The following is a 13209-nucleotide window of genomic DNA, read 5'->3' on the forward strand; positions in this document are numbered from 1 at the left end:
ACGGTAGGACGGCCTGCGGTCGAGCCCGGCACCATCTCGAGGAGGTCCAGCGTGTGGGCGTCGTCGGTCCGCCGGAGGGCCCATCCGGCCGGGAGCACGAGGCGCGGCGCCACACCGACGAGGACGGCGACCAGGAGGGCCACCGCGCCGACCGCCTCGCCGCACTCCTCGACCAAGGTCGCCATGGCCGCCCACCGGCTGCCGCCACCGAGGGCGCTTCCGACGGTGCCCGACACGGCAGAGAGCCCCACGGAGGCAGCGGCGTACAGGCTCAGGCACCCCAGGACACGGCGCCGGTCGCGGCGGTCACCGCGGCTGAGCGACCACAGCCCTCCGACGACAGCACCCACGACGACCACGCTGAGCAGGACCGCGCCGACTGGGGTGAACGAGTCGCTGGCCCACGACAGTGCATCGGCGTGGACGGTGCTACCGGTCTTGATCGCAGCGGCACAGCCGGTGACCAGGGCCACCGCGGTCCACCACGTACGGCGCTCCCCCAGACCGGCACCTCCCACCGCCGCCGCGACGGCCGCGGCGGCGAGGAGCGCGGCGATGTAGAAGCGCGGGACGGAGAAGGGTGCGTCCATGGACAGGAGCCGGCCGGCGCGTCCCGGGACGTCGGCGAGCCGGACGGCGTAGCCGACCGTCTCCAAGGCGACCCCGGTGACGGCGAGCGCCACGGCGACCGGCGGGATGGGGACACGTCGTCGCACTTGGGTCGCGGACACCGGACGGGTGGAGGCCCAGGGGAGGTCGCCCGTGGTCAGGTGGTCGGAGCCGGTCCCCGCGGTACGCCTGTCGGCGAGCCGCACGGCCCGGCCGACCACCGTTCCCAGGAGGAGGCCGAGGACCAGCCACGCGACCAGTCCGCCCAGCGCCCACATCCACCACACAGCGTGATTGTGCGATATCAGTACCGTTACATGCCAGAGGGGTCAGCGGAACGTCACCCTGCTGTCCCGTCAGTCCCATCCATCCCACCCGGGTCACAGCGACGGGCAACACCCGTCACGGCGAGACGGCGCGGACCAGGTGGCACACCCGCGGCCGTCCCGCGACGGACGGCGCTCGCGCAGCGGCGCCGGGCGGCGTGGCCGGAGCTGTGACCGGGCACGCGCTCCTGGCCGCCCTCCCCGCGGGTGGGACAGACCGGCACTACCTTGGCTGCGATGACCCTCCGCGGTGCAGACCTGCGCTTCGTCCTCCCCCACACCGTCGAGCACGCGGTCGTCCTGGGTGACGGGCGACAGCCACAGGTGAGGGCGATGGCCGCAGGTCTGCGTGAGGCTGGCGTCGAGGTGGCGGAGGCCACGGCACGGCACGGTGCCCGACCGGACCTCGTGGTCGCCACCGCGAGGTGCTCACGGGAGGCGCTCCGGCTCCCGGCCCGAGCACACTTGCTGCTGGGCCGGCCCCCGGTCGACCTCCGGCTCACGGGGAGGGCGGCCCACCCGCTCCTGGTCCGCGGCGACCTCGGAGCCCCCCGCCTGGTCCTCCCCCTCGTCCCCCGGACCGGGCTCCGGTACCTGCTGCGGACGTCCGCCTCGACCAGTGGCCTCGTCCGCGGCGCGAGCCGGACGGCGGCTCTGGCGACCCGGCTACCGGTACCGCTGGGGCTGCTCGCCCCGTCCCGCTCGTCGGCGACGCTGGTCCTGCAGCACGGCGGGACCGATCCCGTGCCGGCCGTACTGCGGGCAGCTGCCGAGGTGGGGCTCCGTGCGGACCGCCCGTGGCTGCTCCGCCTGGGTACCGGCGACGTGCTGCAGCGAGCCGTGTTCACGGTCCTGGACGGGTCACAGCCGGCGTGGGTGGTCAAGTTCAGCCGTGTCGCGGGTTACGACCGGTCGTTCGTCGACGACGCCGCCGGATTGGCCCTCGTGCGGGCGGCGGGCGGGCCGGTGGCTGCCCGGGCTCCGACCTACCTCGGCCTCGTCGACGCCGGCGGTCTGACGGCGTCGGTCGAGACGGCGGCCGCTGGCAACCAGCTCTCGCTCCTGCTCCACCGGCGCCCGTGGCACCTGCTCGACTCGATCGCCGACTGGATCGAGGACGTGGGCCGCCACACCGCTCAGCCGGGGTCCGCCCTCGAGGCGGAGCGGGCGCGGATGCGGCGTGCAGTGATCGAGGCCGGTGTCTCGGTCGGGGCTCCCGCTGACCTCGTCGACAGCGTCCCCCCGATCCCCGCGGTCCTTCAGCACAACGACCTGGGCGGCTGGAACCTCATCACCGACGGGCGCGACTTCACGGCCGTGGACTGGGAGTCGGCCCGGCGGCCGGGGTTCCCGATATGGGACCTGCTCTACTTCGCCGCCGACGTGCTCGCACAGGTGGACGGGCCCGCGGACACCCCGACCCGCGTCGCGCGGGTGTTGCGCGTCTTCGCCGGCGAGTCCGAGCACTCGGCACGCCTCTTCCGCTGGGTCCACTCCGCTGCAGGATCGGCGGGGATCCCGACCTCCGCCCTGGGTGCGCTGGCGACACTGTGCTGGATCCACCACAGCCGGTCCGCTGAGCGCCGGGCCGGTGACCTGCGGGGGGCGGCGCCCGCTCCCCTCGGGCACCTCGCGTCTCTCACCGGCGCCTGGCTGGCACACCCGGCGCTGGGGGTGGCCTGGCGCGCGCTGCAACGGTGAGGCGCCGATCACCTCGGGTCCGCCACGGCCCGGGGGCGGTGACGACAGCGGCCGGACGGTGGCGTGTCAGGTCCCGTGCGGGACAACGGTCCGGAGGACGTCGTCCACCACCGGGGCCATGAGCGCCCAGCGGTACCGGGTCTCCCAGAGCCGTCTGGCCTCCGTGCCGATCGCCTTCCGCAGGCCCGCGTCGGCCAGCAGGTCGCAGCAGGCCGCTGCTAAGTCCACCGGGCGGTCGGCCACCAGGAGGTGTCTGCCGCCCTCGATGTCGAGTCCCTCACACCCGATCGACGTGCTCACGACCGGCACCTCGTAGGCGAACGCCTCGAGGATCTTGATCCGCGTCCCCCCGCCGTACCGGATGGGCACCACCACCACGCTGGCCCTCGCGAGCTCCACGGCGACGTCGGGCACCTCACCGACGAGGTCGACACCCGGGAGGTCGGAGAGGATGTGCGAGTCCGCCGGGTCGTACCGGCCCACGATGCGGAACCGGGCTCCTGGGACCTGGGCGCGGATCAGGGGGAGGACCTCGCTTGCGAAGTACAGCGCCGCGTCCCTGTTGGGTTCGTAGATCATCAACCCGACCATGAGCAGGACGGGGTCCCCGTCAGCGCCCTCCGGAGGGGCCACCGGCTGGCAGTCGACGGACAGCTCGTAGCCGTTGGGCAGCACCCGCACCCGAGGCTCGTCCAGGCGTCGCCAGTCGAGGTCGCTGCAGACCAACGACACCGTCGCCGCCCGGGCGATGCCCCGCTCGAGCCGCCGCCACCTGCGCTTGTCGAGGACGTCGGCGGCGGCCCGCGCCCGCTCCCACACGGCCCCGCGGAACGTCCTCGCCGCCTGCCAGCGACGACTGCGCCTGCGGTGCGCTCGGAGCGAGGACTCCAGGTTGTCCAGGTCCACGACGTGGGGTCCGGGCAGGTGGTGCCGCAGCGCGAGGTAGACAGAGGTGTGGACGAACCAGACGAGGTCGTGGCTGTCGTCGGCCCACTCGCCCACGGCGGAGCGAGCGGAGGTCCAGTCTCGCCCGACCACGCTCCTCGGCAGGCGGCCGAACAGCCACCGGGTGAACCGTCCTCCCGCGCTGAGGACCTGGTGACCGGCGACGACCCGCGTCAGCCGGTGGATCGGCACCTCCGGTGGCGGCTCCGGGGCCGACCGGGACGGGTGCTCCTCGATGACCAGGAGGTCGACGGTCGCACGGGCGCACAGCATGCGGAGGATCCAGTGCAGCCGCTGACGACCGCCCGAGCGCGCCGGCCACGGGTACTCCTCCGCCACGACGAGGACCCTCACGGACGGGCTCCCGGACTGTGACGGGGCCCCGGCCGCTGCACCTGCTCGCGTTCTGCGGGGCGACAGCGTGGGGAGGCGCCGAGATCGTGCTCGGCCACCTGCTCGCAGCACTCGACGAGCGGATCGACGTCGACCTGCTGGGTGTGGACCCCGCGGTCGTGGAGCGCCTCGCGGCCCGCCGCCCGGGCACGGGCTGGGACACCGTCCCGCCCATCAGGGACGACCGGGACCTCGGGCGGATCTGGGTTCACCGGCAGGCGATGGCGAGGATCAGCCCCGACATCGTGCAGCTCAACCTCCCGGTGCCCTTCGCAGACCCCTACACGGTCCTGTCGGCGGCGACCCTACCGCGGGTCCCGGTGATCGGGGTCGCACACCTCCCCATGCCGATGCCCGGGCCGCGCATCGCCCGACTCGTGCGCGCCACCGCCTCCCACCTCGCCGCCGTCGTGGGCGTCAGCTCCGGCGCGGCCCGGGAGGTCGAGCAGCTCCTCGGGCTGGGCGAGGGGACCGTGCGGGTGGTGCACAACGGGGTGCCGGAGCCGGAGGAGCGCCGCGCCGTGCCGGCCCCACCGGGCCGGGTGGTCGTCGGCGCCGTCGGCCGACTCCACGAGCAGAAGGGGTTCGACGTCCTGCTCCGCGCGGTCGCCGGCCTCCCGGAGGTGCACGTCGTGGTCGTCGGTGACGGCCAGGAACGGGCGGGGCTCGAGCGGCTGGCCGCCGACCTGGGCCTGCACGGCAGGGTGTCGTGGCTCGGCTGGTCGGACCACGCCTCCGGGTACGTGCGGTCCTTCGACGTGCTCGCCGTGCCCAGCCGCTACGAGGGTCTGCCGCTGGTCGTCCTGGAGGCGATGCTGGGGCGGGTCCCCCTGGTGGTGACGCCCGTCGGCGGCATCCCGGACGCCGTCCGCGACGGCGAGTCGGGACTCGTCGTCCCGGTCGACGACGTCGCAGCCCTGCGGAGCGCCCTCGCCCGGCTGGCGGCCGACCCGGGGTTGGGTCACCGGCTGGCCGCGGCCGCGGAGGTCGAGGCGCGGCGTCGCTTCACCGCCGAGGCGATGGCACGGTCCTACGAGGCGCTCTACGACGAGGTCCTCGCCCGGCGGCGGTTCTCGCGACGGTCGGCGCGCTCGCGTCCCCGGCGGTGGCGGTGAGCCGGGTCAGGAGGCTCCGCCGGTCGCCTGCCGACCGTCGCGAGGCGCCCGGTAGGGCGGGAAGAAGCCGGTCCGGTCGCCGGGGTCGCGGCCGGCGGCGGCGCACAGGCGGGCGTAGGCGGCCGGCCGGTAGACCTGCCTGAGCGCTCCGAGCGGGAGCCGCTCGCCGCCGAAGCGCTCCTTGAAGGCAGCGATGCCGTCGCCCCGCCGCACACCCCCGCCCAGGTTCAGCCGGGGTACACCCGACTCGGCGAGCCGCAGTGCCGCGGCCCACACCAGGACGGCGGAGTACGCCCTCCCGGCCGGGCTGGAGATGCCGAACAGGTACTCACCGCAGTACGGCGTGTGGGCGAAGACGGACGCGGCCACGAGGGAGCCGTCTTCCTCGACGCCCAGGACGAAGACCTCGTCACGCTCGAGCAGCGCCCGCCAGGTCCTGCCGCCCAGGAGGGAGGCGTAGCCGGCGCCGCGGGACCGCAGGAAGTCGTCGATGCCCGCGAGGAAGTACTCGGCCAGTCGCTCCCGGTCCGCCGACAGTCGGGCAGGCGCCGTCTCGAAGGCCCGGACCTGCCTCCGTCGGTTCCCCGACAGCCTCGCGAACAGCCGGTCCGGCCCGCTGTCGAGCGCCAGGACGTGGACGTCGTTGTGCTCGCCGTAGTCCCCGGACGCACGGCAGACCGGCGGCACGAACAGCGGGTTGAGGCCGAGGTACCCGCAGACGTAGCCCCGGGCACGCGCGAACTCCTGCCACTGCGGCAGCAGGCCACCCTCCGGGCCGGTCCCGACGAACCCCCCGAACCCGTACGGGGTCACGACGTCGACGGTGCCGGGACCGCCCCGCTCGGCGATCGCGCAGGCGAACCGGGAGGACCCGTCCTCCCACACGTAGAGGGACGTGGGCCACCCGGTTGTCAGGTGCATGGCCCGGCAGCTCGCCCACGTGTGCCCGAACGCGTGCGGCAGACCGTCGAGGGCACGCTCCCAGCCTGCGCGGTCGTCGAGCGGGATCAGGGTCTGTCGTGACACGCGCACCAGCCGGCGTCGGGGTCCGCGGTGCGGCGGCGTTCGCCGGCGGGCGGCCCGGTCACTCGACGCCCTCCCGGTACAGGTAGACGCTGTACTCGTACAACGGGTAGGCGTGGTCGACGCGCACGCGATCGGTCACCTCGGCCATGCACCAAGCGAGCAGCTCGGCGGGGTGCCGGTGGTACAGGTTGTCCTTGGTGTAGTCGACCTTCGACGTCATGACGTTGAAGACGGCGCCGACGGTGCTGAGCTCGTGGAGCCGACGGATCAGCCGCTGTGCGTGACGGTCCATGTCCCGCGTCGAGGTCGTCAGCTTCTGCGTGAGGATGCCGTTGCAGACCACGTAGTCGTAGCGACTCCCCGGGGGCAGCTCGAAGACGTCCTCGCAGCGGAACTCCCCCGACGGCAGGGTGGCTCGGGCGTGGGTGATCATCTCCGGGACGACGTCGATGCCCGTGTAGCGCAGGTCGAGGCCCTGGTCGAGGGCGTAGGCGTAGAGGCCGCCGAAGCCGCAGCCCACGTCGAGCACCGTCGGCCGGTGCCGGCGGCCGGCGGGGATGACCTCCAGCATCTTGCGGTAGCGGAGCTCCAGGTCCGGCAGGCCCCGCCAGTCGACACCCAGGGGGGACGGGCCGTGCCGGCGGAACGTCTCGGCGTAGTGGTCCCGGAGTTCTCGGGTCACCGGGTCCACGTCAGCCCGCCGCGGTGACGGGGCGGCCGGCGGTGGGCCTGCGCCTCACGATCGGGGCCTCGTGCCGACGTAGAGGCCACGTCCCACCAGGCCCGCGGGGTCGTGCTCGAGGCCGGTCAGACCGGCGTCGGCCATCGCCGCTAGGTGCTGCTCCTGCGTGAAGAGCCCGATGCGGTGCTGCTCGGAGAGGTGCTCCACCCGGTCCGGGGTGCCCACCAGGTACTGGATGTCCAGGACAGAGACGTCCCCGTCGCGCTTGCTGGTGTACATCCAGCAGATCTTCAGGTCGGGAGCGTCGTGGTGGTTGGCGGTGATCGTGTCGCTCCAGTAGCGGTCCGGCTCGAACCAGGGCTCCACGACCAACACGCCACCCGGGTTGAGGTGTGCGGCCATGGTGCCGACGGCCTGGTGCATGACCTCCGGCGTCTGCACGTAGCCGATCGCGCTGAAGAGGCAGGTAACCACGTCGAACCGCTCGGGCAGCGCGAAGTCGACCATGCTGGCCTCGTGGAACGGCACGCCCGGGCACCGCTCCCGCGCGGCCACGAGGAGCTGCGGGTCCAGGTCGAGGCCGGCGACGTCGTACCACTGCCTCAGGTGTTGGAGGTGGCGGCCGGTGCCGCAGCCGACGTCGAGGAGCGTCGTCGCGGTAGGCGCCCGCTGCTGCACCAGCTCGTGCAGTCGTCGTGTCGCGCCCTCGTAGTCGACGAAGTGGTAGAGCGCGTCGTAGAAGGGTGCCGACTTGGTGAACATGCCTCTCCAACCGGGTCGTGGTCAGCGGGGGGACCGGGTGCGCGCAGCCGTGCCGCGTCCCGTCGGCCGGGGATCCGCCCGCGGAGTCGCGCGTCGGTCGTCGACGGCGGGCAGGGGGAACGGGAGCCGGGTCCTGGCCCATCGGTACAGCCGTGCGCGCTCCCCCTCGCCGCGGCGCAGCCTGCGCGGGTCGGGGGGCCACACCCGGAAGCTGTCCGCCAGTGCCGTCCGGGCGGCCCGGCGTTCGCCGAGCGCGAGGTGGGCCGCGGCGAGGCGGCTCAGGGCCAGCGCCAACCGTCGCCGGCGGTCGGCCTCCACGGCCGGCGGCAGGACGCCCTCGAGCCGCCGGAAGAACTCGACCTCGCTGCGTCTCCGGGCGACGTCCGGGAGCCCGGAGTACAGGCCCCTCCCGTGGAACCGGAAGACGCCCCACACCCCCGGCAGGTAGTCGATCTCACCGTGCTGCGCGGCCAGGAAGTAGAGCGGCCAGTCACCCCACGGCAGTTCGAAGTACCAGGGCGGCAGGGGGTCGAGGACCTCCCTCCGGAACAGCGGGCTGCACGCCGGCACCGGGTTGGACCTCAGGAGGTCCTGCCACCCGAGTCGACGCGCGGGGGTCGGCGTCAGGTACAGCTCGTCGGGCCGGGCATCGTCCTCGAACGTCCTGATCACGTTGTGGAAGACCATCGCGCACTCGGGGTGCCGGTCCAGGTGCGCGACCTGCGTGCGCAGCTTCTCCGGCGAGTTCCAGTAGTCGTCACCGTCCAGCCCGGCGATGTACTCCCCCCGGGACAGGCCGACGAGGTCGCTGAACAGGACCTTCCCGCCCCTGCCCCGGTTGGTGTCCGGGAAGTGGACGCGAACGGTGTCCGGGTGCCGGCGGGCGAGGTCGGCGACGACCGACCGCGTGTCGTCGCTCGAGCAGTCGTCCCCGACGATCAGCTCGAACGGCACGCCGGTCTGCTGGAGGACCCCCTCGATGGCGCGTCCGACGTAGGCCTGGTGCTCGTAGGCGGTGACGAGGACGCTGACGCGCACGCGCGACCGTCCCCCGGCGGCCGCCGTCACCCGGTGCCCGCCCCGTCATCCGGCACGGCCGCCAGCACCGGGCGGCTGCCGGCCGCCTGTGCCCGGACGAGCTCCCCGAGCGGCCGCCCGGCCGCCATCGCCCGCCGGACGAGGTCGCAGACCATCGCGATGTCGGCGAGGTCGACCCCGGTGCCGGTGGGCAGCGTCAGCGTCCGGGTTGCGAGGCGGTCGGTCTCCGGCATGCGCAGGCGCTCGGGGTCCTGCTCGGATCGGTAGGGCTCCATCCGGTGGCAGCCCGGGTGGAAGTAGCGCCGGGCGAGGACGTTCTCCGCCCAGAGCACCCGGTAGAGGTCGTCGCGCGTCAGGTCCGCCGACCCGTCGACCTCGACCACCACGTACTGCCGCGTGGTGAGGTCCTCGTCCCGGTAGGGCACCAGCTCGATGCCGGGGATCCCGGCCAGCCCTGCTCGGTAGGCCGCGTAGTTCTCGTGGTTGACCGCGACGAAGTGGTCGCGGGACTCGAGCGACGTCAATCCCATAGCCGCGGCGACCTCCGACATCTTGCCGTTGGTCCCCAGGCCCTGGACCTGGTCGTAGTCGGCGAAACCGAAGTTGCGGACGAGGCGGGCCCGCTCGGCGAAGGCGTCGTCGTCGGTCACGATCGCCCCGCCCTCGAAGGAGTTGACGAACTTCGTGGCGTGGAAGCTGAACGTCTCCGCCGTGCCGAAGCCGCCGACCATGCGTCCACCGCTCGAGCAGCCGAAGGCGTGCGAGGCGTCGAGGAGCAGCGTGAGGCCGTGCCGGTCGGCGATGGCCGCGAGCTCGTCGACGGGGCACGCCCGACCCCACAGGTGGACCCCGAGGATCCCGGTGGTGCGGGGGGTGATGAGCCGCTCGACCTGCCGCGGGTCGACGTTGTGCGTCCGGGGGTCGACGTCGGCGAAGACCGGGGTAATGCCCTGCCACCGCAGGGCGTGTGGCGTCGCGACGAAGGTGAACGGCGTCGTGATGACCTCGCCGGAGAGGCCGGCCGCGCGGATGGCGATCTCCAGGGCGAGCGTGCCGTTGCAGGTGGCGACGCAGTGGCGGACGCCCGCCACAGCGGCCACCGCGGCCTCGAACTCCTGGACGAGGGGCCCGCCGTTGGTCAGCCAGACCCGGTCGAGCACCCCCTCGATGCGGGCCATCAGCCGCTCGCGGTCGCCGAGGTTGGGCCGCCCGACGTGCCGGGGCCGGTCGAACGCCGGCGCTCCTCCGAGGACGGCGAAGGACGCCTCGCCCCCTCGGTCGACTGCGTTGCTCACGTCACCACGCCCCTCGTCTCCTCCGCGGCCCGGACCTGCCCCGACGGGTCGCGGTCTCCAGCCCGGTAGGCAGGGAACCACCTCCCGGCCGCAGGAGCGAGGGCAGTCAGCGCTGTGTACGACGGGCGGTCGAGGATGCGCCCGCACAGGTGAGCCACCCGTTCCGCGTTGGCCCAGCCGCCCTTGAAGCGGGACAGTCCGTCGTCCCGGTGCTCGGCGCCGGCCACACCGCCGAGGTCCACGTACCGCACCCCCCGGTCCCGCAGGTGGTCCAGCGCGATGGCGAACACCGCGTAGGAGGCACTGACCTCCCGCCCGGCGTCGGACGAGGCGCCGAGGTGGTAGTACGCGTTCTCGCCGCCGACCAGCCACAGCGTCATGCACACCGTCACCCCGTCGCGCTCGGCCCGGACGGCGACCAGGCCGGGGAGGGCCAGTTGCTGCCGGAAGGCCTCCACCGAGAAGGCGCGGACCCCCGTCAGGCGGTGGCGTCCGACGAGGTGTCCGTAGAGCCGCACCCAGTCGTCGAGGTGGCGGAGGGGGTCGGCGACGACCTCGACCTCGACGGACCGGAGGGCACGGCGGACGTGCCGCCGGTGCGAGGAGGTCAGCGGCACCGCCGTCGCCAGTTCGCGGACGAGGTGCTGCTTGAAGGGCGTGACGTGGTCGCGGAAGGCCGTCCGCAGGAGGTCGACCGGGACGCCGGAGAGCGGGTCGGGGACGAGCACCACGCTGACCGCGGCACCCTCCAGCTCGTCGAGGTCGGCCCCCAGCCCGGACCAGTCCCGGCAGGCGAACAGGGGATAGGGCCCCGTCAGGTCGCGGAGGGCCGTACCGGGGACCGGCCGCTCGAGCAACCAGCCCCCGCTCCGGGGCAGGTGGACCGGCGTCCCGAACTCCGCCAGCGACGCGGCGTACCGGGCACCGGTGTACGCGGGACCGGCCTCCGGCCGTCTAGTCAAGGGCCGTCTCCAGTGCCGCGTCGCCGGCCAACTGCTCGGTCTCCCACGCCAGCGCCGGCCGCACGGCTCCCTCCCAGGAGCCGAACCAGCCGTCCCGGCTGCCGGGGTCGTCGCGCACCTCGAAGACGAGGATCTCGTCGTGCCGGTAGATGGCGCGGTTGCCCTCCACGACCATCAGGTCGATCCGGTAGGTGCCGTCGTTGAGCAGGTCGCCGGGGACGTGGCAGGTGTCGCGGTACAGCCCCTGGGGGAACGGCCGTCCCTGCCAGACCTTCTCCTGGTAGGGCAGGGCGTTGAAGACCATGACCCCCTGCGCGTTGTACACGTGCAGGCTGAGGTTGAGCTGCGCACCGGGCCGCAGGTTCCAGTACTCGAACTCCAGCGCCAGCGGTGTGCGGACGTCGATGGGATCGGACGGGGCCCCGGACTCCGGCCGAACCGCTGCGCGGCGGATGCGGACCCCGTCGTTGCCGGGCGCCGAACCGACGTCGGCCCACATCTGCTCGCCGAGCTGTGAGAAGGACGTCGACAGGTACTGGCCGACCACCTCGAGCGCGGGCCCGTCGGCGACCACCCGTCCGCCGTCGAGCCACACCGCCCGCTGGCACAGCGACTCCACGGCGGTCATGTTGTGGCTGACGAACAGCACCGTCCGTCCCCCGCGAGCGGCATCGCCCATCGTGCCCAGGCACTTCTTCTGGAACTCGGCGTCGCCCACGGCGAGCACCTCGTCGACCACCAGGATGTCGGTGTCGAGGAAGGCGGCCACGGCGAAGGCCAGCCGGGCGCGCATGCCGCTCGAGTAGCGCTTGACGGGGGTGTCGACGAAGCGGGCGACCCCGGCGAAGTCGACGATGTCGTCGAACTTGGCCCCGATCTCGTGGCGTCGCATGCCCAGGATGGCGCCGTTGAGCGCCACGTTCTCCCGGCCGGTCAGCTCCGGGTGGAAGCCGGTGCCCACCTCGAGGAGCGCGCCGACCCGGCCGGCGACCACGGCCTGCCCCTCGGTCGGCTCGGTGATGCGGCTGAGGATCTTCAGCAGGGTGCTCTTGCCGGCGCCGTTGCGGCCGACGATGGCCAGCGCCTCCCCGGAGGGGACCTCGAAGCTGACGTCCCGCAGCGCCCAGAACGAGGCGTCGGGATCCGCGCGCCGGCGCCCGGGCCTGCGCACCGCGCGACTGATGACGTCCCTGAGGGCCAGGTAGGGCTCGCGCTCTCCGAGCCGGTAGCGCTTGCCGAGACCCTCCACCCGGAGTGCGAGGTCCCCGTCGCTATACGGCATCGGCGAACGACCTCTCCATCCGGCGGAAGTACGCGAGCCCACCCACGAGGAGGAGGAGGACGACGGCGACGGAGACCCAGAAGCTCACGCCGGGAGCCGGCACGTCGCCGAGCAGTGCCCACCGGAACCCGTCGACGACCCCGACCATCGGGTTGAGCCCGTACACCGGCCGCCATGCCTCCGGCACCAGCGAGGAGGGGTAGGCGACCGGCGACGCAAACAGCCAGACCTGCACGATGAAGGGCAGGGTGTACCGGACGTCGCGGTAGCGCACGTTGAGCGCGGACAGCCACAACGCCACGGACAGAGCCGTGAGGGCGGCGAACAGCACGAGCAGGGGCAGGGCCAGCACGGCCGCCGTGGGCAGGACGCCGTAGGCGAGCATCATCCCGACCAGGACGACGAAGGCGATGGAGACGTCGACCAGGCCGGCGAGGACAGCCGCGGTCGGCACGATGACCCGCGGGAAGTAGACCTTGGTCAGGACCGACTCCTGCTGCACCAGGCTGTTGCTCGCCTGGGTGACCGCGTTGGCGAAGTAGGTCCAGGGGACCAGCGCTGCGAAGGCGAAGACGGGGTAGGGCACGCCGCCCGGGTCGATCCCGGCCAGCCTGCCGAAGAAGATGCTGAAGACGACCATCGTGAGGAGCGGCTGGAGCACCGCCCACGCCGCACCCAGCGCCGTCTGCTTGTAGCGGACCTTGATGTCGCGCCAGGTGAGGAAGTAGAGCAGGTCGCGGTAGGCCCACAGCTCCCCCCACTCGACCAGGGTCCTGGCCCGGCGTGGCCGGATCACCGTCACCACGGAGGGCGACGTCGCTCCGGTCATGCGTGCGTCCCCCATCTCTGCGCGCGGCCGGTACGCCACCGCTCCCGCCCTCGTGACGCACGAACACCGACCCGCCTCGGGGCGGGGTCGGACACCGGCGCGCACCCGACGGACGATTGTGCAGCACGTCCGCGTCCCCGGGACCAGCCACGACCCGATCGAGGGTCGGTCGGAGCCCGGCGTGCGTGCCGTGCCGCGACCACCGGGGACGGCTGGGGCCCGGCCTCAGCCGGCGCGCCGGCCC

12 protein-coding genes are annotated in these 13209 nt (G+C 73.4%); 2 read left to right on the plus strand and 10 right to left on the minus strand.

Annotation, left to right across the window (positions count from 1 at the left end):
• Positions 1 to 887 (minus strand): hypothetical protein (locus ABQ292_RS23890; RefSeq protein ID WP_369210217.1); only part of this gene is annotated, 887 nt, incomplete at its 3' end.
• A gap of 888 nt (positions 888 to 1775) precedes the next feature.
• Between ABQ292_RS23890 and ABQ292_RS23895 the strand changes: the two genes are divergently transcribed.
• On the plus strand, positions 1776 to 2636 hold the full coding sequence (locus tag ABQ292_RS23895; RefSeq protein ID WP_369210206.1) for a hypothetical protein: 861 nt from the start codon (positions 1776 to 1778) through the stop codon (positions 2634 to 2636).
• Positions 2637 to 2702: 66 nt separating this feature from the next.
• Here the strand turns inward: ABQ292_RS23895 and ABQ292_RS23900 are convergent, their stop codons facing one another.
• Positions 2703 to 3935, minus strand: a complete 1233-nt coding sequence (locus ABQ292_RS23900; RefSeq protein ID WP_369210207.1) for a glycosyltransferase family 4 protein — start codon at positions 3933 to 3935, stop codon at positions 2703 to 2705.
• A gap of 17 nt (positions 3936 to 3952) precedes the next feature.
• On the opposite strand from ABQ292_RS23900, the gene ABQ292_RS23905 reads away from it, so the two are divergent.
• Positions 3953 to 5089 (plus strand): glycosyltransferase, encoded by a 1137-nt coding sequence (locus ABQ292_RS23905; protein WP_369210208.1) that lies wholly within the window; start codon positions 3953 to 3955, stop codon positions 5087 to 5089.
• 6 nt (positions 5090 to 5095) lie between these two features.
• Here ABQ292_RS23905 and ABQ292_RS23910 read toward each other — a convergent pair whose 3' ends face one another.
• From ABQ292_RS23910 to ABQ292_RS23945, 8 genes are read right to left on the minus strand one after another with little or no spacing between them, the layout of a single operon-like run.
• Entirely contained in the window at positions 5096 to 6115 is a 1020-nt protein-coding gene (locus ABQ292_RS23910; RefSeq protein WP_369210209.1) for a GNAT family N-acetyltransferase, read from the minus strand.
• 58 nt (positions 6116 to 6173) lie between these two features.
• The gene (locus ABQ292_RS23915; RefSeq protein WP_369210210.1) at positions 6174 to 6797 is read right to left on the minus strand and encodes a class I SAM-dependent methyltransferase; all 624 of its coding nucleotides are present in this window, start codon (positions 6795 to 6797) and stop codon (positions 6174 to 6176) included.
• A gap of 54 nt (positions 6798 to 6851) precedes the next feature.
• Positions 6852 to 7559, minus strand: coding sequence for a class I SAM-dependent methyltransferase (locus tag ABQ292_RS23920; protein WP_369210211.1), 708 nt, complete (start codon positions 7557 to 7559; stop codon positions 6852 to 6854).
• Positions 7560 to 7580: 21 nt separating this feature from the next.
• Positions 7581 to 8597 (minus strand): glycosyltransferase, encoded by a 1017-nt coding sequence (locus ABQ292_RS23925; RefSeq protein ID WP_369210212.1) that lies wholly within the window; start codon positions 8595 to 8597, stop codon positions 7581 to 7583.
• Positions 8598 to 8623: 26 nt separating this feature from the next.
• On the minus strand, positions 8624 to 9892 hold the full coding sequence (locus ABQ292_RS23930; RefSeq protein WP_369210213.1) for an aminotransferase class I/II-fold pyridoxal phosphate-dependent enzyme: 1269 nt from the start codon (positions 9890 to 9892) through the stop codon (positions 8624 to 8626).
• On the minus strand, positions 9889 to 10854 hold the full coding sequence (locus ABQ292_RS23935; protein WP_369210214.1) for a GNAT family N-acetyltransferase: 966 nt from the start codon (positions 10852 to 10854) through the stop codon (positions 9889 to 9891). Before ABQ292_RS23935 ends, ABQ292_RS23930 begins: the two co-directional genes overlap by 4 nt.
• Positions 10847 to 12136, minus strand: coding sequence for an ABC transporter ATP-binding protein (locus ABQ292_RS23940; RefSeq protein ID WP_369210215.1), 1290 nt, complete (start codon positions 12134 to 12136; stop codon positions 10847 to 10849). The genes ABQ292_RS23935 and ABQ292_RS23940 overlap by 8 nt, the downstream gene beginning before the upstream one ends.
• Entirely contained in the window at positions 12126 to 12965 is an 840-nt protein-coding gene (locus tag ABQ292_RS23945; protein WP_369210216.1) for an ABC transporter permease, read from the minus strand. The genes ABQ292_RS23940 and ABQ292_RS23945 overlap by 11 nt, the downstream gene beginning before the upstream one ends.
• Positions 12966 to 13209: the final 244 nt, after the last annotated feature.

The organism is Geodermatophilus maliterrae (genome assembly GCF_041018925.1).
GTDB lineage: Bacteria > Actinomycetota > Actinomycetes > Mycobacteriales > Geodermatophilaceae > Geodermatophilus > Geodermatophilus maliterrae.

Coding starts and splice junctions, on each gene's coding strand:
- ABQ292_RS23920 (WP_369210211.1), bottom strand. CDS start 7,559: ATGTTCACCAAGTCGGCACCCTTCTACGACGCGCTCTACCACTTCGTC.
- ABQ292_RS23940 (WP_369210215.1), bottom strand. CDS start 12,136: ATGCCGTATAGCGACGGGGACCTCGCACTCCGGGTGGAGGGTCTCGGC.
- ABQ292_RS23945 (WP_369210216.1), bottom strand. CDS start 12,965: ATGACCGGAGCGACGTCGCCCTCCGTGGTGACGGTGATCCGGCCACGC.